The organism is Anaeromyxobacter soli (assembly GCF_022808855.1).
GTDB classification, from domain to species: domain Bacteria; phylum Myxococcota; class Myxococcia; order Myxococcales; family Anaeromyxobacteraceae; genus Anaeromyxobacter; species Anaeromyxobacter soli.
Genome location: NZ_JAKZLF010000002.1, coordinates 212,896 through 239,160, shown reverse-complemented (window position 1 = coordinate 239,160; position 26,265 = coordinate 212,896). Strand labels below are relative to the sequence as shown.

At 70.3% G+C, this 26,265-nt stretch carries 21 protein-coding genes; 11 read left to right on the top strand and 10 right to left on the bottom strand.

The window, feature by feature from the left end:
* The first annotated feature begins 217 nt into the window (after positions 1-217).
* A complete protein-coding gene (locus MLV88_RS03235; RefSeq protein ID WP_242359987.1) occupies positions 218-1,192 on the top strand; it encodes a hypothetical protein in 975 nt (324 codons plus the stop codon).
* An 8-nt stretch (positions 1,193-1,200) separates the two neighbouring features.
* Here the strand turns inward: MLV88_RS03235 and MLV88_RS03230 are convergent, their stop codons facing one another.
* Positions 1,201-2,415 (bottom strand): formylglycine-generating enzyme family protein, encoded by a 1,215-nt coding sequence (locus MLV88_RS03230; RefSeq protein ID WP_242352333.1) that lies wholly within the window; start codon positions 2,413-2,415, stop codon positions 1,201-1,203.
* Between the two features lie 409 nt (positions 2,416-2,824).
* On the opposite strand from MLV88_RS03230, the gene MLV88_RS03225 reads away from it, so the two are divergent.
* The 3 genes from MLV88_RS03225 to MLV88_RS03215 are packed head-to-tail and all read left to right on the top strand — an operon-like array spanning position 2,825 to position 5,846.
* Positions 2,825-3,439: a dihydrofolate reductase family protein gene (locus tag MLV88_RS03225; RefSeq protein ID WP_242333057.1), complete on the top strand. Its 615-nt coding sequence runs from the start codon at positions 2,825-2,827 to the stop codon at positions 3,437-3,439.
* A gap of 49 nt (positions 3,440-3,488) precedes the next feature.
* Positions 3,489-4,487, top strand: a complete 999-nt coding sequence (ligD, locus tag MLV88_RS03220) for a non-homologous end-joining DNA ligase (protein WP_242359985.1) — start codon at positions 3,489-3,491, stop codon at positions 4,485-4,487.
* 48 nt (positions 4,488-4,535) lie between these two features.
* Complete coding sequence (locus MLV88_RS03215) at positions 4,536-5,846, top strand: DNA polymerase Y family protein (RefSeq protein WP_242359984.1); 1,311 nt, start codon at positions 4,536-4,538, stop codon at positions 5,844-5,846.
* Positions 5,847-5,929: 83 nt separating this feature from the next.
* On the opposite strand, the gene MLV88_RS03210 is transcribed toward MLV88_RS03215, so the two are convergent.
* Positions 5,930-7,402, bottom strand: a complete 1,473-nt coding sequence (locus tag MLV88_RS03210; RefSeq protein ID WP_243336803.1) for an aminotransferase-like domain-containing protein — start codon at positions 7,400-7,402, stop codon at positions 5,930-5,932.
* A gap of 305 nt (positions 7,403-7,707) precedes the next feature.
* Here MLV88_RS03210 and MLV88_RS03205 point away from each other — a divergent pair, with 305 nt between their 5' ends.
* Positions 7,708-8,106, top strand: coding sequence for an alanyl-tRNA editing protein (locus MLV88_RS03205; protein WP_243336802.1), 399 nt, complete (start codon positions 7,708-7,710; stop codon positions 8,104-8,106).
* A 185-nt stretch (positions 8,107-8,291) separates the two neighbouring features.
* Here the strand turns inward: MLV88_RS03205 and MLV88_RS03200 are convergent, their stop codons facing one another.
* Positions 8,292-8,765: a VOC family protein gene (locus MLV88_RS03200; protein WP_243336796.1), complete on the bottom strand. Its 474-nt coding sequence runs from the start codon at positions 8,763-8,765 to the stop codon at positions 8,292-8,294.
* A 273-nt stretch (positions 8,766-9,038) separates the two neighbouring features.
* Here MLV88_RS03200 and MLV88_RS03195 point away from each other — a divergent pair, with 273 nt between their 5' ends.
* From MLV88_RS03195 to MLV88_RS03170, 6 genes are all read left to right on the top strand, one after another.
* A complete protein-coding gene (locus MLV88_RS03195) occupies positions 9,039-9,659 on the top strand; it encodes a cupin domain-containing protein (RefSeq protein WP_243336795.1) in 621 nt (206 codons plus the stop codon).
* A 183-nt stretch (positions 9,660-9,842) separates the two neighbouring features.
* Positions 9,843-10,178 (top strand): YciI family protein, encoded by a 336-nt coding sequence (locus MLV88_RS03190; protein WP_242359979.1) that lies wholly within the window; start codon positions 9,843-9,845, stop codon positions 10,176-10,178.
* A 1-nt stretch (position 10,179) separates the two neighbouring features.
* Entirely contained in the window at positions 10,180-11,403 is a 1,224-nt protein-coding gene (locus tag MLV88_RS03185; RefSeq protein ID WP_243336794.1) for an RNA polymerase sigma factor, read from the top strand.
* Positions 11,404-11,762: 359 nt separating this feature from the next.
* Positions 11,763-13,382: a hypothetical protein gene (locus MLV88_RS03180; protein ID WP_243336793.1), complete on the top strand. Its 1,620-nt coding sequence runs from the start codon at positions 11,763-11,765 to the stop codon at positions 13,380-13,382.
* A 505-nt stretch (positions 13,383-13,887) separates the two neighbouring features.
* A protein-coding gene (locus tag MLV88_RS03175) for an IS3 family transposase (protein WP_243336792.1) occupies positions 13,888-14,999 on the top strand; the annotation gives its coding sequence in 2 pieces (ribosomal slippage) (positions 13,888-14,149 and positions 14,149-14,999; 1,113 coding nt in all).
* 46 nt (positions 15,000-15,045) lie between these two features.
* Complete coding sequence (locus MLV88_RS03170; protein WP_243336782.1) at positions 15,046-15,954, top strand: hypothetical protein; 909 nt, start codon at positions 15,046-15,048, stop codon at positions 15,952-15,954.
* 143 nt (positions 15,955-16,097) lie between these two features.
* On the opposite strand, the gene MLV88_RS03165 is transcribed toward MLV88_RS03170, so the two are convergent.
* The 7 genes from MLV88_RS03165 to MLV88_RS03135 all read right to left on the bottom strand — a co-directional run bounded on the left by MLV88_RS03165 (position 16,098) and on the right by MLV88_RS03135 (position 26,246).
* On the bottom strand, positions 16,098-18,743 hold the full coding sequence (locus tag MLV88_RS03165; RefSeq protein WP_243336780.1) for a DUF4062 domain-containing protein: 2,646 nt from the start codon (positions 18,741-18,743) through the stop codon (positions 16,098-16,100).
* A gap of 898 nt (positions 18,744-19,641) precedes the next feature.
* A complete protein-coding gene (locus tag MLV88_RS03160; RefSeq protein ID WP_243336778.1) occupies positions 19,642-20,877 on the bottom strand; it encodes a dipeptidase in 1,236 nt (411 codons plus the stop codon).
* A gap of 112 nt (positions 20,878-20,989) precedes the next feature.
* Positions 20,990-21,862 carry an efflux RND transporter periplasmic adaptor subunit gene (locus MLV88_RS03155; protein ID WP_243336777.1) on the bottom strand — a complete coding sequence of 291 codons (873 nt, stop codon included), beginning with the start codon at positions 21,860-21,862 and terminating at the stop codon, positions 20,990-20,992.
* 18 nt (positions 21,863-21,880) lie between these two features.
* Positions 21,881-22,081 carry a DUF1656 domain-containing protein gene (locus MLV88_RS03150; RefSeq protein ID WP_243336774.1) on the bottom strand — a complete coding sequence of 67 codons (201 nt, stop codon included), beginning with the start codon at positions 22,079-22,081 and terminating at the stop codon, positions 21,881-21,883.
* The gene (locus MLV88_RS03145; RefSeq protein ID WP_243336772.1) at positions 22,071-24,194 is read right to left on the bottom strand and encodes an FUSC family protein; all 2,124 of its coding nucleotides are present in this window, start codon (positions 24,192-24,194) and stop codon (positions 22,071-22,073) included. The genes MLV88_RS03150 and MLV88_RS03145 overlap by 11 nt, the downstream gene beginning before the upstream one ends.
* Positions 24,195-24,231: 37 nt before the next feature.
* Positions 24,232-24,810, bottom strand: coding sequence for a MarR family winged helix-turn-helix transcriptional regulator (locus MLV88_RS03140; protein WP_243336770.1), 579 nt, complete (start codon positions 24,808-24,810; stop codon positions 24,232-24,234).
* On the bottom strand, positions 24,807-26,246 hold the full coding sequence (locus tag MLV88_RS03135; protein ID WP_243336768.1) for an efflux transporter outer membrane subunit: 1,440 nt from the start codon (positions 26,244-26,246) through the stop codon (positions 24,807-24,809). Before MLV88_RS03135 ends, MLV88_RS03140 begins: the two co-directional genes overlap by 4 nt.
* Positions 26,247-26,265: the final 19 nt, after the last annotated feature.

Here is a 26,265-nt window from a genome sequence, read left to right as displayed (position 1 = left end):
GCGTGCGGGCGGCGGGCGGAGCGGCGCGGACCCGGCTCCTCTTCGCCCACGGACCCGGGGAGCGCGTCGAGCGCTGAGCGGCAGCGCGCGGCCGGTCCAGAGGAACGCGGCAGGCGGTCACACCGGTGAGACGTACACCGCAGTGGCCTACCCAGGAGCCGTTCTGATGGTCATGCAGCCCGGAGCATGATCGGCTTGCTCGACGAGAGGAGACTCTATGCAGCGAACAGCGATGGCTATTGCCAGTTGCTTGTTGCTGGCTTGCGGGGCGCCGGGCGATGCCGATCCCGTGAGCGGGTCGCATGCGACATCAGCGTTGACCCCGGACGCCGTCGAGCCTGGCACCGGCTCGACGGCATGGGACCGGGATTCCGTGCGCGCGAGCTCGGCGGCGAAGGTCTCCGTGTGCCACCGCGCCGGCGGGCGATGGGTTCCCCTCACGCTTCCCGAGGCCGCCGTCAAGAGCCACGTCGGGAACCACGGAGACTTCGTCTATGACGTCTCCGCAGGACAATGCTGCTCGGATGCAGACTGCGGAGGCCTGTCATGTCGGCTTTCCGTCGGCCTCGATGGCGAGAGCCTCATTGGCATGTGTCCCAGGGCGGGCGTTGGCATGATCGACCCCAAAGCCGCCCTGCTCGCCATGGGCATTTTCGGATCCGCCTCCGGCTTTGCCGTTCCCTTCACCGGCGTCTTGAGCCGAGACGCCTCCGGCCTCTACTCCTTGTCTTTCACGCTCAACGGCATCGGTGCACAGGTTCGGCTGGCGAATTTCGTGCCCAGCAGCGGGACGACAATGGCGGAGAACTTCTCAACGCAAGTCACGGTCACCTTGCCCCCGCGAGACGTCGGCCTCATTACGTTCGACCCAGGTTCTTGGCGGAGTTACCTCAACCTCAACTTTTCCGTGACTCCGCCTACGTTGTTGGGTGTCGGCACCGTCGACCTGATCAACGCCGACGTGGCGGGATTCACCCTTGAGATTACAGCGCCCGACTACCCGGTCGTCTTCGTTGAATCGGCCGGTTCGTATGGCATCTTGGACAACCTGGGACCCTATGTGCACCCGACTTCCTATATCGGGGACGGGTCAGGGCCGGCCGGGTTCTATATTGATCTGCCCGACGGTATGCCGACCATTCACTCGAACGTCCTGGTGTTCAGGGAAGCCGCGTACTCGGTGAGTTTGTAGACACGCCCTCAGCGTAGCGGTCCAACCAGCGGCACGGCGGCCACGCGGAATCCGAGATCGTCGCTGCTCATGTCCGGCTGGAACTCCTCCCGGTACGCGAGGTTGAGCCGCACGTTGGCCGCGCTGTACCAGGAGCCGCCACGCGTCACGCGCATGCCGGGCAGCGCCCGGTCGTTGCGATCGTCCTCGCGGTAGGGTTGCTCGACGTTGTAGTGACGATAGAGCGACGCCGTCCACTCCGCCGCGTTGCCGGACATGTGGTAGAGGCCGTAGCGATTGGCGCGGTACCGCTCGAGGCTCTCACCCGCGCCGACGACGGTAGGATCGGCATCCGGGTTCTTCCTCCAGTTGTAGAGCGCCGCCTGCGGTTCGCTCAGCGCCATGCCGAGGCCGTAGTCGAAGCCGTCCGGACCGCGCGCTGCCTTCTCCCATTCCCCCTCCGTCGGCAGCCGGTACCAGAACCGGCCACCTCCGAAGCGCCGGGTCAGCCAGCGGCAGTAGGCGTCCGCCTCGTACCAGGTGACGAGCACGACGGGGAGCGGGTCGCGACCGAAGCGCGGGAACCGGGGGTCGCTCGGTGTGAGCCGGGCCGTCGTCTGCGAAGCGGCCCGCGCGCGCCAGGCCCACCCGGCGTCGGTCCAGTTGGCCCGATCGTCGTAACCGCCAGGGTCCGCGAGGAAGCGCCGGAACTCGCCGTTCGTCGTCTCGAACGTCGCGATGAAGAAGCCCGCCACCCACGGGTGGTGCGCCAGGCGCGGAGTGCTCCGATCCCCGATCTCGAATGGTCCGCTCGGCACGTAGACGAAGCCCGGACCGTCGTCGGTCGGCGGCGTCGGATAGGGCGGCATCGGTCTCACCACGAGGTCGAGCGAACCGTCGCCGTTGGGGCCCGGTCGCTCGGGATCGAACGTGACGGGATAGAGCAGGCGTCCCTGCGGACCGTTCGCCTCGAGGAAGTACCGCGCCGGCGGAAGCCAGGCGGAGGTGAACGACTCGACAGCGACGGGAACCGCTTCTCCCTGGTTCTGCCCCGCGCGGTACAGAGCGAGGCGGGCCGCGCCCGGGTTCGAGACGCGCAACTCGACCTCACCCCGAGCCCGGCGATCCGCGCGGTCCTGGGCGCGGCGCTCGATCCGCGCGAACACTGCGAGACTGATCGCGAGCGGCAGGGCGACGACGATCAGGAGCGCCGCCGTCGCGAGGGCGAGCGAAGGGTGACGCATGAGAGCTCCAGCACAGGACCACGCGCGGACGAGGTTGCCAAGATCACGCTGCGCACCAGCGCCCGTCGCCAAACCGTCAGCTCGCTGTCGGCCGCGCCGACGGCACGTATGAACGCCTGCTCGCAGGGTTCGCCCGTCGCCGAGCGGTACGAGCTGAGGTTACCGGTCAGCCCGTCGAGCGCGAACACCTCGCCTCCGCGTCTCGCCGCTGGGGCACGCGCACGGGCGTCCTCGACGCTGGCGTCGATCTCGGCGCCGTCTCGCTTGGGTCGCGACCGATGGAGTTTCCCGGCCGCCGGGTCGAATGCGTGTGTTCCGCTTCCAACGGCTCGGCGGCAGACCATCTCTTCTGTGCCGAATCTGTCGACTCGGGCCGGCGTGAGTCATAGCCCTGGTGGAGGACTTGAGTATGCCCAAGATCGTCGTGAATGCATTTCTGACCCTGGACGGCGTCATGCAGGCTCCCGGCGGCCCCGACGAGGACCGCGACGGTGGGTTCGCGCACGGAGGCTGGCAGGCCCCCTACGTCGAGGACGTCATGGGACGGCTGGTCACCGAGGGGATCACGGACGCCGACGGTTTCCTGCTCGGGCGAAAGACCTACGACATCTTCGCCAACTACTGGCCCAAGGTCACCGACCCCAACGACCCCATCGCGACCGCGCTCAACTCGCGGCCGAAGTACGTGGTCTCGCGCAGCCTCGATCGCGTCACCTGGAACAATTCCAGCCTGATCAAGGGCGACGTGGTCGCCGAGCTCCGGAAGCTCCGGCAGCAGCCCGGCCGGACCGTGCACACCTGGGGCAGCACCGAGCTGCTCCAGACGCTGCTGAAGAACGACCTGATCGACGAGTACCGGCTGTTCATCTTCCCGGTGGTGCTCGGCTCCGGCAAGCGGCTCTTCGGTAGCGGCACGGTGCCGGTGGCGCTCAAGCAGGTGGAGTCGGTCACGAGCAGCAAGGGCGCGACGTACCACCGGTTCGAGCGCGGCGGGAAACCGGAGTACGGGCGGATGGGCGCTTAATCGCTACGACGGCCCGCCCAAATGGGCGCCAACGGCAAGTTTAGCGAGCGTGATCACTCACCCCGAGAAGGTGCTCTTTCCCGACTCCGCCATCACCAAGGGTGAGCTGTGCGCGTACTACGACGCGGTGGCGCCGTTGATGATCCCGCACATTCGCGGGCGTCCCATCACGATGGAGCGATTCCCCGCCGGCATCGAGAAGAAGGGCTTCATCCAGAAGGATGTGTCGAAGGGGTTCCCGAGCTGGCTCGAGCGCGTCGAGGTCGAGAAGCGCGACGGCAAGGCGGGCGAGTCCGTGCACTACCCGCTGGTCGGCGACGCGCGATCGCTGGTCTGGCTCGCCAACCAGAACTCGGTCACGCCCCACGTCTGGATCTCGCGAGTACCGAAGCTCCATCAGCCGGACCTGTGCGTGTTCGATCTCGATCCCTCCGCGGAGGATCCGCAGTCGCTGCGCACGGCCGCGCTGGCGGTGCGCGAGCTACTCGACGAGCTCGGGCTGCCGTCGTACGTGAAGACCTCGGGCTCGAAGGGATTCCATATCCTGATCCCGCTCGACGGCGAGGCCGACGCGGAGAGCGTCTGGCGGTTTGCGCACGACGCTGGCGCGGTGCTGGTCAAGCGCCACCCGCACATCCTGACCCAGGAGTTCATCAAGGCCGACCGTGGCGACCGCATCTTCGTCGACACCGGGCGCAACCTGCCGGGCGCGACGTTCGCCGCGGTCTACGCGGTTCGTGCCAGGCCGGGCGCGCCGATCTCGGCGCCGTGCACGTGGGCCGAGCTCGAGGAAGGCACCGCCGGCCCGCGCACGTTCACGCTGCGCACGATGGCGGCGCGCATCGGTGAAGTGGGCGAGCTCTGGTCCGACTTGGACGATCGGCGGTGCTCGCTGCGCGACGCGACGGCGAGGCTGCAAACGATGTTGACCGACGCGGAACGGAGCGAGGCGCTGGCCGCGTCGACGCGGCGGCCGGTGTCGCGCAAGGCACCGCGCAAGCAGGCCCTGAAGCCGACCAGGAGCACCCCCTCGAAGACCAGGCGGTGACTTGTACTTGTACCTGAACGGATGATCAGGTAACGTCGGCACATGGGGATGGCATCGGAGCTCGCGCGCGCGCAGCCGCTCACGGCGCCGCGCATCTGCTGCCTGGATCTCGATACGTTCTTCGTGTCCGTCGAGCGGCTGCTCGATCCGACGCTTGAAGGCAAACCGGTGGTCGTCGGGGGAAAGCCGGGAAGCCGCGGCGTGGTCACCGCCGCCAGTTACGAGGTGCGCCGCCTCGGCGTGAAGTCGGGCATGTCGCTCGTCGAGGCCGGCAAGCGCGCGCCGAACGCGATCTACCTGCCCACACGCCACGAGATCTACGGCACCTACGCCGAGCGCGTGCGCGAGCTCGCGCGTCGCTTCGCGCCCACGGTGCGGGTCGCCAGCATCGACGAGATGTATCTCGACTTCTCCGGCTGCGAGCGTCTCTATGCCTCCGGCGACCCCGCCTGCGGGAACGGCGGCGAAGACCGCGCTGGCGACGCCGTCATCGAGGGCGCGGTGCTGCAGTTGACGACGGCCGTCTTCGACGAGATCGGCCTGCCGTCCAGCGCCGGGGTCGCGACGAGCAAGGTCGTGGCCAAGGTGGCGTCGGCGCTGGCCAAGCCACGCGGTGTGATGCTGGTGCCTGCGGGCGTCGAGCGCGCCGTGCTCGCGCCGCTGCCGGTGCGATCGTTCCCCGGTATCGGTCCCGTCGCCGAGGCCAAGCTGCACGCCGCCGGCTACCAGACGCTGGGCGCGGTCGCCGAGGCGCCGGTGGCGGATCTGCAGAAGATCTTCGGCGCTTGGGCGGCGTCGATCTCGCGCGGCGTGCAGGGCCTGGGCTCGGGCGACCTCGGCCGCGAGCGCCCGGCGTTCTCCGAGCACGATCCCGAGGGCGAGACCGTCGGCAGCATCTCCAACGAGCGGACCTTCCGCGAGGACGTGAGCGACCCGGCGTCGATCGAGGCGGTCCTGTGCGGGCTGTGCGAGCGGGTCTGCTGGCGCGCGCGCAAGCGCCACGTCAAGGCGCGAACGGTGACCCTCAAGCTGCGTTACGCCGACTTCCACACGCTCACGCGTTCGCACACCACGATGGCAACCAACTCGGAGCTCGAGCTCTATCCCATCGTCAAGGAGATGTTCGCGGCGGCGCGTACGCGGTCGCTGGCGATCCGCCTGCTCGGCCTCCAGCTCTCGAACCTCGGCACGTTCGAGCAGCTCCCGCTCTTCGATCGCAACGATCGCGTCGGCGCGGTCGTCGACAGCATCCGGGAGCGCTTCGGCTTCTCGACGGTCTCGCTGGCGACCGCGCGCGGCAGCCCGACGAGGCGCGCGCCTTCCGGGCCGCGAGCATGCGTACGGACGCGCGGGGGTTGAGCCCGCGTGCGCGCATCGTCCACTCCTCAGATCCACCGCGACCTGCTGGAGTCCACGACGGGCGCAGCGTGGGGCTGGGCCAGTCACCTCCCCGTTCCGCCGGTCGCCGTGGGCGGGGTGTCAGCGTCAGCCTGCGCCATCCGACAGGCGATCCGCCCGATCTTCTGCACGGCCACCTGAAGTTCGTCGGACCACCGGTGGCCGTAGCTCAACCGGACGAAATTGCGGAACGCGTCGCGCAGGCCGAAGAGGTGCCCCGGCACGAGGCTGACCCCTTCCTCGACCGCCGCGGAGTACAGCGCGAGCGCGTCGACCGACTTTGGCAACTCCACCCACAGCCCGTAGCCTCCGGTGGGCTTGGAGACGCGGGTGCCGACCGGAAACGATCTCGCGACGGCGTGACGCATCCGGGTCGCCGACTCGGAGAGCGCCGTCCGCAGCCGCCGGAGGTGGCGATCGTACGCGCCGGAGTCGAGGAAGCGCGCGATGGCGCGCTGCGGTCCGGAACTGGTGGTGACGTTGAGGGCAAACTTCCGCAGCAGCACGTCCTCGTGATAGCGCCCCGCGAGCACGTAGCCGACCCGCCATCCGGGCGCCACGGTCTTCGAGAACGAGCCGCAGAGCAGCACCTCCCCCTGGCGGTCGAAGGCCTTCGCTGCGGGCGGCCGTCTGGCGAACCCGACGTCGCCGTAGACGTCGTCCTCGACGAGCGGCACGCCGCGCTCCGCCAGCATTGCCACGAGCCGTCGCTTGGCCGACTCCGGCATGCAGCTGCCGAGCGGGTTGCTGTAGCTCGGGACCGCCAGCACGGCGGCGACGCGGCGGCGCCGCAGGATGCGCCCGAGCGCATCGAGGTCCAGCCCCGTGTCCGGACGGCACGGCACCTCGATCGCCTTGAGGTCCAGCGCCTCGAGGGCCTGGAAGGTCGTGTAGTGCGCCGGCGACTCGATGGCTACGGCGTCGCCGGGTCGGGCGACGGCCGACAGCGCCAGGTGGATCGCCTCCGACGCTCCGGCGGTGATGATGACCTCTTCTGGCCGCGCCGCGAATCCCCAGGTGAGCGCACGCCGGGCGACGGTGCGGCGGAGCTGCGGACACCCCGCGGCCGGCTCGTAGCGCAGCGCCGCGCCGGCCGTGCCGCGGAACACCGCCGAAGCCGCACGCGCGAGCTGCTCCGCCGGGAGAAGCGAGGGCGAGGGGCTGGAGATCCCGAGAGGCACGAGCCGCTCGTCGCCGATGACGGTGAGCACCCGCGCGATGAGCGCGGAGTGGGTCACGGCGCAGGCGCCCTGCTCCGGGCGAGTGGGCTGGGGCGCCGGCAACGCCCGGTGTGGGCGCACGAAGGTGCCGAGCCTCGGGCGAGCCTCGACGAGCCCGAGCGACTCCAGCCGCGCGAGCGCCTGAATCACCGTGGCGGTGGAGACGCCATCCTGGGCGCGCAGCGCGCGGATGGACGGAAGCCTGTCGCCGGCGCGCAGCGCGCCCGCCTCGATCGCCAGCGCGTACCGACGTGCGAGTCGCTCGTACAGGGGTATGCGGCGCGTGCTGAGACCCATACGTTCAGTCTACCGCCTCGGGGCAAGCAAAATCGCCTGTTCCGGTCGCGCCGACGCGTTCCTGAACCTGTTCGCGGCGGGCGATAGGCGCGATGGTCTTCGGCGAGAGGCTCTCGTGGACAGAGGGCTTGGGGATGGGGCTGACGCTCCTTGGTATCTTCATCGCGAAGTGGGCGCACTGAGCCTGGCTGCTGCGGTCGGGGACGTTGCCTCACCGTCCGAGAGGAGCAACGCGTGACGCCGAGACGTGGGTGACAACGGCCGCGCACTCCGTGAGGAACGGGTCCTCGTAGAACAGGCACCTCGTGCTGATGGGGATCGAACGGCTCCGCCCGGGCATCTCCGATGTGATCTGCGGCTGCCACATCGCGGAGGAATCTGCACGGCTCGACTTTGCCGCGCGCCAGCGTTTCTCGCCTGAGGAGATGCAGGCCATCTCGGACTTCACCTCGCGCGCGGTGGAGAAGAGCCTTCCGGTCGAGGTCTTCCCGCACCCTGATGAACCGGAGGCGTGGTACTGGCGGTGCGACGGGGTGACCATTCCCTGCGGGGGCACGCACGCGGTCTCCACCGCCTTCGGTCCACTGAGGGTCAAGCGAAAGAGCATGGGGCGAAGCGTGGAGCGCATCTACGTCGAGACGCTCCATCCCGAGCTCTCGCTGGAGCGGTATCACCGGGTGAGGGAACACGAGCGCGGAAGGTGAAGCTGCGAGCTGCTCGGCGCGGTCCAGAGGCCCGGCAACTCGGGGCCGAGGATCGCGCGTCAAAATGAGTTGACCGGCGCGTGCCCATCCTCGCGGAGTGGGACGTACGCGGTCTCCCGGGCTCAGCAGGCCCAGCGCGGCTCCCCATTCAGCAGGTCCGACGCGTGAAGAGGAGAGTCGAAGCGTCAGCTACGCCTCGCAGCCTCGATCGTGGCGACGTCGATCTTCTTCATGGGCATCATCGCTTGGAAAGCGCGCCTCGCTTCCTCACCCCCTGCCGCGAGCGCTTCGGTCAAGACCCGCGGCGTGATCTGCCAGGACACGCCCCACCTGTCCTTGCACCACCCGCACGCGCTCTCCTGGCCACCATTGCCGACGATCGCGTTCCAGTAGCGATCGGTCTCTGCTTGGTCGTCGGTCGCGATCTGGAAAGAGAACGCTTCGCTGTGCTTGAACTCGGGCCCACCATTCAAGCCCATGCAATGCACCCCGGCTACGGTGAACTCGACCGTCAGCACGTCGCCCTTCTTGCCACTGGGGTAGTCGCTGGGCGCGCGAAAGACGCGACCCATCGCGCTGTCTGGGAAGGTCTGCGTGTAGAAGCGGGCCGCGGCTTCGGCGTCCTTGTCGTACCACAGAACGATCGTGTTCTTGGCCATGTGCTCCTCCTCCATCTCGCAACGGTCGGTATTGGGTTGAGGCCTTGTCGGCCAGATGACGAGGGGCAGTCGATCCGTGTGAGGTGCTAGTCGTAGCCGCCACCCGCTGCACCAGGAATCGTCCAGCGCCCCTCGATGCGACGACCGGCGGGAAGCGATGACTCTTCCACGTTGAAGCCGCGCTCCGTGTCGCCGAGGACCGCGAAGCATCAGCGTGGGGCACGCAGCGGCCTCGTAGCGCGCAACGTGGCACCGCGCTAACACCACTGGGTCATGCCACGCGAGAAGAAGCGCGCTCCCATCCGTCTCCCTCCGGGCGCAGGCCGCGCGTACGCGATGGGCCCGGTGCACGCCGTCTTCAAGGCGGACGGCGAAGAGACGCGCAGGCGGTACTCGATCTCGGAGTGGTGGCTCGAGCCATACACGCGCGGTCCGGGCGCGCACGAGCATGAGGAGGACGACGTCTTCTTCGTGATCGAGGGGACGATGAGCTTCTTCGTGGGCGGCGCGTGGATCGACGCGCCGAAGGGTTCGCTGGTGATGGCGCCCGGAGGCACGGCGCACGACTTCGAGAACCGCACCGCGAAGCCGGCGGGGGCGCTCAACTTCTCGGTGCCCGGCGACTTCGAGCCCGAGATGGCAGAGATCGCCGAGTGGTTCCGCGCGCGTTCCCCCGCCGCGTCCCGCACGGCGAACGCGCCGCCGCGACCCAGGTCAGCGAAGTCCCCGAAGACCGTCGCCGCGAATCGGCCACGCGTGAACGCCGCCTGGCACGCACGTCATCCGATGCCGAAGAGCCCGACGATCGAGCAGCGGCTCGAATGGCACCGAGCGCACGAGAAGAACTGCGGCTGTCGCCCCATGCCAGCGAAGCTCCGGGCGATGTCGAGGTGACTCGCTACGCGCGCTGCCTTCGGGGCGAGTCAACCCCGTGGGGCCGGGCCACTCGTGGAGGTGGACGCCGGGCATGCACCCATCCGGCGCCTCTGGTGCGCGAAATCAGCGTGTCCATTCGAGGACGTCCCAACGTCACCCGATCAGACCTGCGATGGAGCAGGTCATTCAGGAGGTCCGACGATGAAGTTCCTGTTTCTCTATCGAAAGTCACCCGATCCGGGCGATCAGCCTTCTCCCGCCGACATGCAGGCTGGCTACATGAAGTGGAAGGCCTGGATGACCAAGCACACGAAGGAGATCCTCGAACAGCCCCCTGCGCGCTCGGGCCCCAAGCCGGGCGGCGCATCGGCAGTGTGCAAGGCCGGCGCCGTGACCGACGGACCCTACGTCGAAGGCAAGGAGATCGTCGCAGGCTGGTCGTTCATCGAGGTCGAGTCGCTCGCGCGAGCGGTCGAGATCGCCAAGGAAGTTCCCATGTTTCCGAGCGTCGAGATCATCGAGATCACGTCGTTCTGACATGACGACGCCCGAGCTTCCAGAGCATTGGTTCCGCCGGGAGCTCGGGCGCTTGGTCTCAATTCTCTCGCGCCGATTCGGCGTCGATCGCATGGAGCTCTGCGAAGACGCCGCGCAGACCGCTCTTCTCCAGGCGACGCAATCGTGGTCGTCGAAGCTGCCCGACAACCCAGAAGCGTGGCTCTATCGGGTCGCGCACAACTACGTGCTCGACGAGCTTCGTCGCGAGAAACGAGGAGAGCGCTACCTCGCCGAAGTCCATGCCGACTACGCGCAGCAAGAGGTCCAGGACGACGTGCTTCGGCTGCTCTTCGTGTGCGCCGATCCTGCGATCCCGCCCGAGTCGCAGCTCGTGCTCGCGCTGAAGACCCTCTGCGGCTTCAGCACCGAGGAGATCGCGCTTCGGTTGTTCCAGAGCGAAGACGCCGTTCACAAGCGATTGCAACGCGCCCGCGCCCGGCTACGCGAGCACGCGGAGGTGCAGGGCGTCGATCCGGAGCGTGTGCAGGGCGTCCTTCACATGCTCTATCTGCTCTTCAACGAGGGCTACAGCTCCGCGCAGCCCGATCGCGTGATCCGCCGCGAGCTCTGCGACGAAGCGCTTCGATTGGCGCTCATGCTGAGGCAAGATCCCGCAGGAGCGCTCCCGGAGACGGACGCGCTCGTCGCGCTCATGTGCTTTCACGGAGCGCGCTTCGACGCTCGCGTGGACGGATGGGGAGGCCTCTTGCTCCTCGAGGTGCAGGATCGCTCGCACTGGGATCGCGAGCTCGTGGAGCGGGGGCTCGATCACCTCATGCGATCCGCGCGCGGCGAGGCGGTCTCGCGTTATCACGTCGAGGCCGGCATTGCGGCGCAGCACTGCCTCGCGCCCTCGTATGCCGAGACCGACTGGGAGGAGATCGTTCGGCTCTACGAGGTGCTCGAGCGCGTCGCTCCGTCGCCGCTCAACGTCCTGAATCGCGCGATCGCGCTGGCCGAGTGGAAGGGGCCCGACGCGGGCCTCGCCGCGCTCGAGGCGTTCGAGGCGCCGAGCTGGCTCCTTGGTTTCTACTTGTGGGACGCGACGCTCGGCGAGCTTCATCGAAGGTGCGGGCATCGCGACCGCGCGCTCAGGCATACGAAGCGCGCCCTTGAGGCCGCACCGACGAATCCCGAGAAAGCCCTGCTCGAACGGCGCCTGAACGAGATCTCCGCCCAGGAATCGGCCTCGTCGGGAAGATGATGAGGCGCCAGGCGGGGTGGACGGAGCGACGGCAGGTAGAGGCCCCGTGCCACGCCCGTCACTCGCCGACATGAGGGGCGAGCTCGGGGTCGGTCCAATTGCTTGCGGAGCCCGGGTGCGACGCGTCGTGCCACTCGCTCACGCGTGCGCACGCTCGACCGGCGAGCTCGTCGTCCGGACACTTCTCGCGCTTTAGCGAGCCTCGGGCACGAGGCGTGGAGACGCGTTCGCACTCGACGAAGGGAACGTAGCCCCGAACGCGAGAACCCGCGTAATCGATGTACGCGGTCGCTTCGCGGACTCACGATGATCGCGCTCGGCCTCGTCTCGGGCGGCGGGTCTTCCGCGAGGGAGTTTCCATGGCTTCCAGGCAACTGCTCCTCGGCATCGGCGCCGCCGTCGCGGTGGCAGTCGGGGTCGCTGGCTGCTCCTCGGGCGGTGAGGAGCCCTCGAACACATCACCTACCGTCACCGAAGCGCAGTCGGCGACGCCTCCTGTTGCGGAGAGCCGCGAGAAGCGGGACGGCGTCGACGGCGGACGGGCGAGGGCGTTCCGTGCCGCGCTCGAGGCCGAAGGCTTCATCGTCCAGGATGGGCTGGCGACATTCGTGGACCCCATCGACGCCCTCGACCGGCACGCCATCGACTCCGCGTCGGGGTTCAACTTTCCCCAGTACTACAAGCGATTCGTGGTCCCCGCCCACCCGGACCAGGGGGGCGGGATCGACGAGGCGTCGGACGCCTTCAAGCTGGCGCCGAACGAGGCGATCGTTTACGCGGGTCGGACCCCGCCGCGAGGCGACTACTTCAGCTTCTGTCCGATGCTCTGGGCGAGGTACCCGGGCGTCCGGGTGACGGCGACCGGCGACTGGGTATTCGCGTCGCTCCGCGATCCGCTGAACGACCTGCGGATCCGTACCGAAGGGAGCGGAAACCCGTTCCACAAGAACACCATCGTGGTGTTCACGGCGGACGAGGGGATCTACGAGCGCGTCGCGAAGAGCGCCCGCGCTGCTGGGTATCCCGCCTCGATGCTGAACTCGTACGTGCTGCCCGGGGAGGAGCTGAGGATGGGCATCGGCGAGGACGCCGACACCCTGTTCTTCCTGCTGCGGACGGCGAACTTCACCAGCGAGGCCGAGGGGAGGCACTACCTGCACGACGACTCCTGGGCCAGGGTGTACCGGGTAACGCCGAGGGTGGCTCCCACGCTGGAGCCGTTCCCGACGCCCGCGTGGCGAGACCGGACCTTCACTCACGAGACCGTCCTGGTGCCGGGATTGCTGGAGGCACTGGATCGACTCGGGGGAGCGATCCTCGATCAGACGGCGGCGACGTCGTCGCGGCAGTTCGAGTCTGTCCGCTGGTTCGCGGACTCGAAGGACGTGCTGGAGGACGATCCGGCATCTCCCGCGTTCCGCGCCTTCGTCGCCGGCGAGAGCTCCGACACCCCGTACTTCAGGACCGCGGAGGACGGCGCGCCGTCCGACTTCACGCTCGGCGACGACGACATGGTCGTCGTGTACGGCGTGAACCATGCCGCGATCGGAGTCGCGACGTACTCGAGCTTCGCCGTGTACGGCGACTGGGTGCGCTACCCGTGTCCGGACCCGGGAGCCGCACCGCGCTACCTCAACGGCTGTGGAGACCCGATCTGGAACGGCGTCGCGTCCATGAACAGCCACGACTTCGCCGGCAGCGCCGAGCAGTACCTCCCCGGCGACCCGATGGCGCGCTATCTCTACGCCGTCCGCGTCGTGAGGAAGGCCCGGGCTGCCGGGACGGATCCGTACCGCGTCGTCGTGCCGGAGCCGGACCCGAACCCGTACGGCTTCCCGGAACCCTCGGGGAATGGGATCCCCCTCGAGAACTCCATGATGATCGGGTACCGCGCCTACCTGAACCCGGTGACGCGATCGGGCCCGCGTCACGAGGACGTCGTCCCGGATCGCGCGATCTGGTTCCGGCTCGCCGAGTAGCCATGCTTCGCATGACCGAGACGAACGCTCGAATCGATCAAGGGGAGGGAATCATGAAGGTACTCGCTCGAATGGGGATACCCGCGGCTCTCGTGACTTGCGCGATCGTGATCGGCCCCGGCGCCGCTCGCGCCCAGAACGTCGAAGAGTGTGCGTGGCCGATCGAGCTTTCACCGGAGGGATTCGGCAACGCAACATCACCCGACACGGCCGCGCGATACTGGCTCATGCCCTTCGCCAGCTACGACACGATGACGCTCAGGGGCACCTATCCTCATGCCCGCTTCTTCTCGTTCGTCGCCTACCAGACGAACAGCGAGAAGACGCCGACCGGCGTCATCGATGGCGATCTCTACGACGCCGAGATCACCCCTGATCCAGGCAGCGTCAATCCGTTCGTCGAATTCGGCGCCGGCAACGGTACGTTGACCTTCCCCCGGAAAACTGGACGGAAACGGACTTTAGAACTTCGCTTGGCTGAGCCCCACTGGAAAGGGGATCGCCGATGCGGAAGTCGAGGTTCACGGAGGAGCAGATCGCTCTCGCGCTCCGGCAGGTGGATGCCGGGGTGCCCGTCGCCGAGTTGTGCCGCAAGCTCGGCATCAGCGAGCAGACCTTCTATTCGTGGAAGAAGAAGTACGCGGGCATGGGCATCGTCGAGATGCGTCGAGTGAAGCAGCTCGAGGACGAGAACCGCCGGCTGAAGGGCCTGGTCGCGGACCTCACCCTGGACAAGCACATGCTTCAGGAGGTCCTCCGAAAAAAGTTCTAAAGCCCGCTGCGCTCCGAGAGCGCGCCCGCTGGTTGATGGGCGCGTTCAACGTCAGCGCGCAGCGGGCGTGCCAGGTCATCGGGCTCGGGCGGTCGACGTTCTACTGGAAGAGCCGGGCGAAGGACCAGACGCCGCTCCGGACACGCTTGCGCGAGCTCGCTGCGGAGCGGCCGCGGTTCGGGTACCCGCGCCTTCACGTCCTGCTTCGCCGCGAGGGCTGGAAGGTGAACATCAAGCGCGTCTACCGCCTCTATCGGTTGGAAGGGCTGAACCTCAGGTACAAGAAGAGGAAGAAGCGCGCGAGCCACCTGCGCGTGGTGCCGCCTCCGCCCACCGCGCCCAACGAGCGCTGGAGCATGGACTTCATGCGGGACACCTTCGATGGCGGGAGGCCGTTCCGGATCCTGACGGTCGTCGACAACTTCACGCGCGAGTGCCCATTGCTCGCGGCCGACGTATCGCTGACCGGCAAGCGCGTTGCGGAGCTGCTCGACGAGGTGGCAGGCGAGCGCGGATACCCGAAAAGCATCACCGTCGACAATGGCTCCGAGTTCTACTCACAGGCGATGGACTCCTGGGCCTACCGGCACGGCGTGCAACTGCAGTTCATCCGCCCCGGGAAGCCGGTCGAGAACGCCTTCATAGAAAGCTTCAACGGGAGGCTGCGCGACGAGCTCTTGAATGGTGAGCTCTTCATGGGCTTACTTGATGCCCGCCAGAAGCTCGAGGCCTGGCGGCGGGACTACAACCAGAACAGGCCTCACAGCTCGATTGGCGACCTGACGCCAGCCGAGTTCGCGACCAAGCTCAGGACGGAGGCTCAGACCATCAGTGAGGTTTCCTAAGGTCTGAAACCGTCCAGGATTCGGGGGGAGGTCAACGTATACGGTCGTGATCTCGCGCGCCGGCCAGCCTCCCGGGAATACGATCAGGGTTTCGTCGGATTTTGCCTGGCTGCTCCTGCGGATGTACGTACCGGACGCGGATCCATCCCTTGGCGGTCACAACCTGATGGGCGGCGTGCCACTGCCCACCGTATCCGTGACGAGGAACGGCGCGAGTCAGCAGTTGCAGCCATGCTTGCGGGTCAACAGGCTGGCCGACGTGAGCGCGCTTCTTCAAGGGCTCTTCCCGGTCGACCTGACGGTGATCGAAGGCACGCCAACCTCCGACCGGCTCTGGTTTGCGGCGCCGACGGCCCCGCCACCGTCGCTGCTTCCAAATCCAGAGAACAAGTATCTGGGCATGTTCCCGGGCGACACGTACCAGCCTGGGCGGATCATCGTCATCCATGGGAAGGCTCCGGGGTTTCCCGACACGTTCCACGGATCGTCGATCGCGACCCCGGCACGGGGTTTTCGCACCGTCGACCTGCGGTACTGGTCGATCTGCGAGGCCGATCTTGCGTTGCCGGTGCCGACGGTGGGCTGCGTGACCGACCTGACCGCCGATGTCGTGGGTGGCTATTACACGATCGTCATATCGGACGATCTGCTGCGCCCGGCCTGGCTGAGGCCCAACATCAGGTGGCTGCCGTGGGGCGACGAGCAGTATCCCAAGATGCTGTTCTTCCGAAACATGCTGCCTTCCCCCGACTTTCACCACTCCGTCCAGGATGCCGTTGCGGCCGATCCCCCTTGCACGTTCGCGCTCGTGTTGACGGGTACTCTGGACCGTTCCTCCGTGGACGAGGCAGGGAAGTGTGCCCAGGAAGTGATGGGCGACTATTACCCCGTTGCAACGTGGTGCGATAAGACGACGTTCATCGCTGGCGGAGTCCGGGCCTGTTTGAAGGAGTGATGGGAACCCGGGGAGGATCGCCGTGGGAGCGCGACGTGCGAGGCGATCCGGTGCTCTGCGCTTCGCGCACAGCACATGGCGGCGCCGGAAAGCGAGCGCGACCGAGTTTCTCTTCGGCTCTGATCGGGCGCGGAGCGACCTACTCAGCGAGCTCTCCTCACCCCGCCGCCGCCTGGGACCCCGCCGCGCCGGCACCTACGATCGCGGCGCGTCCGACTGCGACGGCGCGCGCGCCCCGGAGCGCCACGCCCTCGGCGTGGGCGGCCTCGAAAGCCTTCGCGCCGAGCGCCGCGCAGGCGTGCGCGGTGAGGCGGGAGCGGGCCGGCTCGTCGAGGAGCCATGGCCGTGCTCCAACCGATCGGCGCGTGCCCTCCGCCGCGCCCAGCAGGAGAGCCGCGGTCCGCGCGACTCCCCTCTCGAACGCGACCGCCCCGGCCACGTCGAGCGCGCGGGCGATGCCTTCCGGGTTCTGGAGGGTCGCGAGCACCGTCAGCGCCTCGTCTACCGCGGAGGCCGCGCGCTCGAGGCGTCCGTTTCCCGACGTAGGCCCAGGCGAGCGCGAGCAGGCTCAGGCTCCGGATCATGAGCTCGCCCTTGCTCCGCATGCGCGCGGCGGCGCTCTCGTCGGCGGCGATGCCGTCCTCGAGGCGACCCTGGAGCATGAGCACGCGCCCGAGCACGATCAGGGAGAAGCACACGCCGAACGGGTGGTGCGAGCGCTCGAACGTCTCGAGCGCCTCCCGGATGGCGGCCTCCCCTCCGGCGGCGTCCCCGGCGAGGCACTGCCCGAGGCCGAGGGGCACGGAAGCGATGGCGGCTCCGATCTCGTCCCCCGCCTCGAGCAGCCCCGCGCGCGCCGGCGGAAGCGTCCGCGCCACCGCCGCGTAGTCGTTTTGCCCGACGGCCGCGAGCCCGATGACGAGCTGCGCGGTCGCGCGATCCCGGGGGGCCAAGCCTTCCGAGCGGAGCACCTCCTCCATCCAGCTCCGCGCCTCCGTGAAGTGGCTCCGGATCCACCAGAAGGGCCACAGGGCGAGACCCATCGCCGCCGCGACGCCGGGCTGGTGCGCATCGAGGTGCCATCGGACCGCGGCCCGGACGTTGTCGAGCTCGTCCGACACGCTCGCGGCGAGCTCCGGCTCGCGGCTCAGGTCCCGCTCGAACGCGAGCCACCACTGCACGACCCACTCGCGGAACCAAGCGGCGTGCCGGCGCCGGACCGGCTCCTCCTCGCCCGCGGCGCCGAGTTGCTCGAGCGCGAACTCCCGGATGCTCTCCAGCATGGTGAACCGGACGCTCCCCGCGCGGCCGTCGCCGCCGCGCACGAGGCTCTTGTCGAGCAGCGACGAGAGCACCTGGAGCAGGTCGCAGCCCGGCTCGCACACCACGTCGGCCGCCTCCAGGGTGAACCCTCCGCGGAACACACCCAGCCTCGAGAAGACGCGGCGCTCCTCCTCCGACAGCAGGCCGTGGCTCCAGGCGATGGTGGCGCGCAGCGTGCGCTGCCGCTCCGGCAGATCCCGCGGCCCGTAGACGAGGAAGCCGAGGCGCCGATCGAGGCGGGAGGCGATCTCGCACGCGCGCAGCATCCGGACCCGGGCGGCCGCGAGCTCGATCGCGAGCGGCAGCCCCTCGAGCTTCCTGCAGATCTCCACGACCGCCGCGGCGTTCTGCTCGTCCAGCGCGAACCCGGGGAGCGCCGCGCAGGCGCGATCGCGGAACAGCCGGACCGACTCCGACCCGAGCACCGCGCCGAGGTCGCACCCGCAGCTCGGGTCCGGCAGCTTGAGGGGGCCCACCTCGTACCCGTGCTCGCCGCGCACGTTGAGGAGCTCACGGCTCGTGACGAGGACTCGCAGCCCGCGCGCCGTGGCGAGAAGCTTCGCCACCAGCGGCGCGGCGTCGATGACGTGCTCGAAGTTATCGAGCACGAGCAGGACCCTGCGGTCGCGGAGATAGGCGACCAGCATCTCGAGGCGCGACAGGCCCGGGGTGTCCGCCACCCCGAGCGCCTCCGCCATCGCCCCGAGCACCTCCTCGGGGTAGGCCACCGCCTCGAGGAACACCGGAGTGATGCCGTCGCGGTAGCGGCACGAGAGCCCTCGCACCGCCTCGAACGCGAGGCGCGTCTTGCCGATCCCGCCCGGCCCGGTGAGCGTCACGAGCCGCGCCCGACCGGCGCACAGGAGCGCTCGCACCTCGTGGATGGCGTCCTCGCGCCCGACGAACGAGGTGGAGGAGACGGGCAGGCGCGAGGCGGGCTCCGGCTCGCGCGACGGCATCGCGCCCGAAATGTCGAAGTGCTCGCTGAGTAGCGTCGCGAGGTCGTCCTCGAGCAGCCTCCCGAGCTCGTCGGCACTGTCGAACTCCTTGTACGAGGTCTGGTCCTCCTGACGGATGCGCTCGAGCAGCGCGTCGAGAGGCGGCTCGCGGTCGCATGCCCGCTCGACGTAGAGCAGCTTCGGCCGATCACCCGAGAGCGCGTACTCGTCCTCGAGCCCGCTCACCGTCTCCTCGGGAGCGGTCCAGCCGTAGCGGCGCGCATAAATCCCCACGAAGACGTCGCTCTGCTCGAGATATGCGCGGTAGAGCGCACGCGGCGGGTACGGCCTCGCCCCCAGCTCGAACATCACCGGCGCGAGGTGGAGCCGCTCCACCGCGGCGCGCGCCGCCCTGCGCTCCGGCATCAGGTCGAGCGTCGAGCTGATGAAGACGCGCAGGTGCTGGTCAGGCGTCCGGATCGGCGTGGTCGGCGCGACACCTCGCCCCAGTGACACCGCGGTGCGCATTGCGCCCTCCATCCCGACGCCGGTTGCGCAGCCCCACGTTACCAAAACCGCACAGCGCGGACGGGTGAGACCCAAGTGATTGGCGAGCGTTCTGCTGCCGCGCGGGGAGGCGGCGGCGCTCGCCGGCGCATGCCTCGAGGACGCAGGCCAGAGGATGCGCACGGTCTTCCACTCCGCGGGCACGCCTCCACCCGCGCCCGAGCGAGCAGTCGAGTCCTCGCAGCACACTCCCGTGAAGAGCGGGCGCTTATCGTTCGCGCAGCCGCCGCGGCGGCGGCCGGTCGGCGGTAGTCGCGCCAAGGTCCACGTCGGTCTTCGACGCGAGCCGACGCGACGCTGCCCGCGGACTCCTTCAGTCGGGCGAGCGAACCGCGACCGATTCGACTCGCGCGTGGGCGGCTCCGGTGCGCGGGGATCTCGGCGCCTGGACTCATGTTCGCCGTGGTCGTCACCGCGACCGATGATTCGACGCGAATCCGGGCGGCAGTCGACACCGAACGTCAACACCTTCGACTTCCTCATCACGAATGCGCTCGAGGCGCTCGACGCGCGGTTCGCGATCAAGCTGCGGACGGCTCGAACCGATCGCTCGCATCCGCCCCATCGGGCCACCATCTCGCGACGCGGCTATCGCGGCGCGTGAAATAGGCACATGGTGGTTACGGCCGCGATACTGCGGCGAGAGAAGGAGTCAGATGACAACCAACAATTCTTGGAGCACCTGGTCGCTTGGGACGAAGCTCACGGTCGGAATCGGAGGGATCCTCGCGGTCGTCCTCGTCCTCGTCCTGAACTTCGCCTGAGTCGCTGTGGGACGCGCCCGTAACGGGCGCGTTCCCCCGGCTCGGCGTGCGCCACGAGCGCGTCGTGCGCGCCGCCTCCTCTACTATTTGAGAGCCTACCGCGCGCTTCCGCCCAGCTCGCGGGAGACGCGCTCGACGTCGCGGAGCACACGCAGGAAGTTGCCGCCCAGGATCTTGCGGACGTCGTCGGGCGAGTGGCCGCGGTCGAGCAGCGCGGCGGTGAGCTCCGGCAGGTCGGCCGGCGAGTCGATGCCCGCGGGCGGGACGATGCCGCCGTCGAAGTCGGTCCCGATCGCGACGTGATCCACCCCGGCCACCTCCACGAGGTGCTCGACGTGGTCGACGAGCACCGACAGCGGGGGGCGCGGCAGCTCGTAGCCGAGGCGCATCTCGAAGAGGAACGGCGACCACATCCTCGTCGCGAGGTCGGCGTTCTCGAGCGATCGGGTGAGCGCCTCGAGCTCGGGCGCGTGCGCTTTCTCGGCGGCGGCGACGCGCGCGGCGTATGCGGCGTCCAGGAAGGCCGAGTGGAAGTTGACGCCGACGACGCCGCCGTTCGCGGCGACGGCGCGGACGAGGTCGTCGGGCAGGTTCCGGCGGTGGTCGGCGAGCGCGCGGGCGCACGAGTGCGTCGCGAGGACCGGTGCCTTGCTGACGGCGATCGCCTGCGCGGCCGAGGCGTCGGAGAGGTGGGAGAGATCGACGGCGATGCCGAGCCGGTTCATCTCGGCGATCGCGGCGCGGCCCAGGGCGGAGAGGCCGCCGTGCCGGGGGGTGTCCGGCTTCCCCGCGTCGGCGAAGGCGGTGTGCGCGTTCCAGGTGAGCCCGACGTAACGGACGCCGAGCGCGTGCATCCGCGAGAGCTCGCCGACGTCTCCGCGGAGCGCCTCGCCGCCCTCGAGCCCGAGCAGCACTGCGATCTTCCCGGCGCGCCGGGCGGCGACGATCTCGTCGGCGCTCTCCGCGAGGACGAGCGCGTCGGGGTGGCGCGCCACCTGGGCGCGGACGGCCTCCGCGAGCGCGAGCGCGCGGGCGTGTGCGCCGGACTCCGGTAGCTCCGGCGCGTGCCAGAGCACGAAGAAGACGGCGCCGACGTTCCCGCGGCGGAGCGTCTCGAGATTCACCTGGCCGAAATCGCGGAGCGGCTCGCCGAGGTCGAAGTGCCGGTCGAGGAGCCGCTGCGGAGTGTCGAGGTGCAGGTCGACCACGAGGGCGTCGCGGTGGACCTCCTCGGCGGACGCGGGCACCCGCGGGGAGAGCGTCGTGGGGGCGCGGGGGCCGGAGCATGCTGCGCAGAGGGTCATCGCGAGCAGGCAGGAGATCCGGGACATGGAGCCTCCCTCCGGACTCGCAGCGTACACGATCCCAGCGTTCTTCGGAGACACGGTGCGCCCGCGCCCCGAGCCCTGGAACGCGACGTCGTTGCCGAGCCGGCGGCTCCTGTCACTCGGCCGCCGCCAGCTCGCCGCCCGGATGGATCATCACGGTGCAGGTCATTCCGGCGGCGAGCATGATCCTTTCGGGGATCTCGTCGAGGGTGATTCGCACGGGGATCCGCTGGGCGAGCCGGACCCAGTGGAACGTCGGGTTCACGTTGGAGAGGAGGCCCTCCACCTCGGGGTCGCCGATCGCGCGGGCGATGCTCGCGACGTGACCGGCGAGCCGGGCGCCGCCGGACATGAGGCGGACGTCCACCGGCGCGCCGAGGCGCACGCTGCCGAGCTTCGTCTCCTCGAAGTACGCCTCCACCCGGAACGAGCGCGCGTCCACCACGGCCAGCATGGGGTGGCCGGCGACCGCGAAGCTCCCGGGGCGGACGGTCAGGTTCGTCACCCAGCCGTCCGCCGGAGCCCGGACCTTCGTGCGCTCGAGGTCGAGCTCGGCGGCCGCCAGCATCGCCTCCGCCTGCTGCGCGCGCGCGTCGGCGGCCTCCGCTGTCGACTGCGCGGACTGGCGGCTCTCGCTCGAGACCACGGTGGTGTCCACCGCGGCCCGACGTCGCGCCTCGGCGCGCTTCTGCGCCCGCTCGGTCCGGGTCGCGGCGAGCGCCGCGCGAGCCTGCTGCACGGCGAGCCGGTAGCGCGCCGGGTCGATCGCGAAGAGGACGTCGCCCTTGCGGACGATCTGGTTGTCCACGACGGCGACGTCCAGCACCTGGCCGCCCACCTCGGGCGCGATGGCGATCACGTCGGCGCGGACGCGGGCGTCGCGCGTCCACGGCGCGTACATGTAGTGACTCCAGAGCGCGCGGCCGGCGAGCACGGCCAGCGCCAGGACGACGAGCGTGAGGGTGGGACGAAGGATGGCCTTCCACATGGCGACGGGTTCCTGGGGTCAGCGGTAGACGGCGAGCCCGAGGCCGCCGAAGAGAACGGCGAGCACGGACGCGCGGAAGAGGGCAGGGTGCCAGACGAGCCGGTAGAGCCCGGTTCGCGCCAGCGCGCGGTCGAGCAACCAGAAGGTGATCGCCGCGACGTGGAAGACGAGGAGCAACGTCGGGAAGAGCACGCCGAACAGCTCGAGCTCACGCGGCATGGATCACCTCGGGGAGACGGGTGGGAGCGCCGGCGCCCGCGGCGGGGGCGCCGGCGTGCTCCTCCACCGCCAGGCGCAGGAGCCAGCCGCTGGTGCGGAGCGCGACGAGGGTCGCCCGGGGTGCCGCGGCGGCGGCAGCGTCCACGCGGGCGCCCAGCGCCTCCAGCGCGGCGAGCGCACGGGCGGCATCACCCGGGCGGCGCGACTCGAGCGCGCGGACGGAGGCCTCCAGGACCGCGCCGATCTCGGGGCTCCAGGCGCGGAGCGCGCCGCGCCCGCTGAGGGCCGCGAGGGAGAGCGCCGCGTGGCCGGCCTCGAGGACGCGGATCCCGTGGAGGACGCGACGGCGTCGCTCGTCGGCGTTGGCGCCCGGCAGGTCCGCGAGCTCGAGCGTGAGGTCCCGGACGGCCGCCTCGAACCGGTGCCGCGAGTGTGACCGCCGCCGGCCGAGAGCGGCGCGGAGCTGGCGGGTCAGCGCCCGCTCGAGCAGGGCGGCTCGCACGCGGCTCTCGCTGGGCAGCACCACCGCGAAGCTCACCAGGGGGACCGCGATCCCCAGCATGGCTGCGAGCGTGGTGTTCATCACCGCGCCCACGTCGTAGGTCGTCCGCTCGGTGATCCGGAGCGACATGAAGAAGAGGGCGGTGACCGGCCAGGCGAACGCCGCGGTCGCGGGACGGGCGGTCAGATAGCCTGCGACGAGCAGGAACGGGGCGAGCCCGGCCACGAGGAGCGGGAACCCCTGCATCGCCGGGAGCACGAAGGCGCACGCCGCGAAGGCGATGGGGAAGACCAGGACGTACCCGATGAGCTCCCTCCGGGTGGACGTCACTGGCCTCGGGGTCGCCTGGAAGACCGAGAGCCCCACCGCCGCCGTCGTCGCCGCGAACTCACCGTCCGGAAATGCGGTCAGGATCCAGAGCGCGCAGACGACGAGGAACGTGAACGCCGCGCGCAGTCCCGCCACGGCGGCGCCCAGCGTGTCGGGCCGGCGCCACAGCGGGCGTGCCGGGAGCGGGGCGCCGCCCGGAGGCGCCCGCAGGTCGGCGTAGGTCCGGGCGAGCTCCCGCGATTCACGGACGAGCTGCCGGAGCAGGGCGAGGGCGCCGTCGAGCGCGAGCCGGTCGACGGGTGGGACGGACGTCCCGAGCCGGCCGCGGGCCTCGTCGGCGTGCGCCCCCCAGCGCGCCGCGAGCGCGTCCAGGGTCTCGGCGACCGGTGCTGCCTCCGCCGCGCTGGCTGGCGCGCGCTCGCCGGGGACGCGCAGCGCCGCGAGGAGCCGCTCCGCGACCGGGTGGAGCGCCGCGAGCACCGCGTGTTGGCCGCGCGCCCGGAGGTCCGCGCGCAGGTGCTCGACGGCGCGAGCGGTCGTGGACGACAGCATGAAGGCGCTGATGAAGCCGTCGAGCCGCCGGGTTCGTGCAAGCTCCGGCTCCTCGAAAGCGGTCGAGATCCGGGCGGACTCGAGGTTCATCGTCTGGCGGACGAAGTGCCGATCGAGCACCTCGGCCTCCGACCGCCGGCCTTGACCCGCGAGGCAGCGCGAGGCGTGGGCGACGAAGTCGCGGAACGCAGCCCGCACCGCTGCGACCGCGTCGTCGCGCGAGGCGCGGGGGAACACGAGGGCCGTGGCGAGCCCGCCGCAGATCACGCCGATCGAGATCACGGTGAGCCGGTCGACGGCGAGGTCGAAGGCGCGCTCGGGGGCCTGGAAGCCGGGGAGCCCGACGAAGCAGGCGGTGATCGCCATGAGCATCCCGGCGTAGGCCGCCTTCTGCCGGTACCAGGCCGAGCCCGCGACGCAGATCGCCAGCCAGGCCGAGAGGGCCAGGATGAACAGGTCCCGCTCCGGCGCGAGAGCCATCACGAGGAGCAGCGCCACCCCGGCGCCGACGGCGGTCCCGAGGAGCCGGGCGAGGCTCTTCTCCAGGGACTGTCCGGCGGTGGGGAGCGAGACGAGGACGGCGGTCATCGCCGCGGAGCCGGGCGCTCCCAGGTCGAGCCGCAGCGCGATCCAGAGCGCGAGGGACGCGGCCGACGCCGTGCGCAGCGCGTGACCCCAGCAGCCTGCCTCCTCGCGCAGGAGCCCGCGCCAGCCCTTGCGCGGAGGCACCGGGGCGGCGGCTGCGGGGGGCGAGCCGCGCGCCAACTCAGTCGACCTCGAGGTTCGCGTGCTCGCGGCGCAGGAGCGCGAGGAGCGCCCGCCGCTCGCCCGCGTCGAGCCCGGCGAACCGGCGGCGCCAGGTCGCCCACATCTGCGGCTGGACCTCGGCGAGGACTCGCCGGCCGGCGGCGGTCAGGCCGAGCAGCACCCGGCGACGATCGGAGGCGTCGCGCCGGCGCGTCATCCACCCATGGCGCACGAGCTCGTCGCAGAGGTGGGTGACGTTGGTGGCACGCTCGCCCGTCATCGTCGCGATCTCGCCCGGAGTGATCCCGCCCGCGCCGGTCGGAGGGGCGACGACGAGGACCTGATACATCGGGTAGGTGAGGCCGTGGGGCTTCAGCACCGCGTTCCCGGCCTCGACCATGCGCCGCTCCACCAGCGCCGCGGTCCGGACGAGCAGACAGAGATCGGAGGGGAAGCCCGGGAAGAGGTCGGCGACCGTCTCGAGGTGTTGCTCCAGGCGCCCCAGGACGCCGGCGCGATCGCTCGCGGCCGCGCGCCGTCCGCCGTCCGCGGTCGCCGCCTCGGCGGCGCCGGCGTGCTTCGCGACACGTTCGCTCATGGCTTCTCCTCCGCGGCCACGCGCACCGGCGCGGCGTCGGCGGCGGCGAGCGGCGCCGCCTCCGGCATGACGCCGCCGCCTAGGGCCTGGGTCAGGCTGGCGCCCGCCTCGAGCTGCGCGTACCGCAGCCGGACGAGCTGGTCGCGCTCGCCGCGGAGAGCGATCTCGGTCACGAGGGTGTCGAGGTAGTCGCCGAAGCCCGCCCGGTAGGCTTGCAGCGCGAGGGTGTGCGCGCGTTCCGCCGACGAGAGCGCGACCTCGCGCTGCGCCTGCTCGCGCCGGAGCGACCCGAGCCGGGCAAGCTGGTCGGCGACGTCTGTCAGCGCGTCCACCAGGGTGGCCTGGTAGTCGCTCACCGCGGCGTCGTAGGCGGCCGTGCGCCCCTCGAGCCCGGCGCGCAGCCGCCCCCCCTCGAAGACGGGGAGGGAGATCGCCGGACCGGCGCCCCATCCGGCGGCGTCCGCGGAGAAGAGCTTCTGGAAGCCGAACGCGAACACGCCAGCGAACGCGGCGAGGTCCACGTTGGGGAGGAAGGCTGCCCGCGCCACGTCGATCTCCCGCGCGGCGCGCTCCACGCGCCAGCGGCTGGCGAGGACGTCGGGGCGGCGCCCCAGGAGCTCCGCGGGGAGCCTGCTCGGCAGGGCGACGGTCGGATCGAGCCGGAGCGCCGGACGGCGGAGCGGGTCGCCGGCGCCGGGGCCGACGCCGACGAGGGCGCCGAGCTGGTGCCGGAGCAGCGCGGCGCGCCCGTCGAGCTGCTCCAGCTCGGAGCGCGTGGTCGCGATCTGGGTCTCTGCCTGGCGGACGGGGAGCTCGGTGCCGATGCCGGCCGCCGCCCGCCGGCGCGCGACGTCGAGGCTCTTCTGCTGGTCCTCGAGGACGCTCCGGGCCGAGTCCTGGAGGTCGAGCTGGAGCGCGAGCTCGGCGTAGGTGCGCACGATGGCGCCCACCAGGGCGAGGCGGGCGGACCTCGCCTCGTAGGCGGCAACCTGGACGCCGTCGAGGGCGCCCTCGAGGGCGCTCCGGTGGCGTCCCCACAGATCGAGCTCGTACGAGAGCCCCAGCCGCACCTGGTTCTGCCACTCCGTGGTCTTGGGGGGCTGGTGGTCGGAGGGATGGACCCGCATCGCGGCCGCGCTCGCGTCCGCGGAGGGGAGGAGGCTCGCCCGTGCGCCGGCGGCGAACGCCTGTGCCTGGCGGATGCGCGCCGAGGCCAGCGCGAGCCGGGGGGCGTGGTCGAGGGCCTCGGCCACGAGGGCGTCGAGCTGGGGGTCGCCGAACGATCGCCACCAGTCGGCGTCGGGCCAGCGGCCGGCGAGCTCGGCCTCGGCGATCTCGTGACCGGGCGCCAGCGCAGCGGTGTCGGCGAGGTGCTCCCGGGGGGCGATCCGGCCCGGAGAGGCGCAGCCGGCGGCGCCGAGCACGACGAGGGACAAGGCAGCGACGGCCGGAACG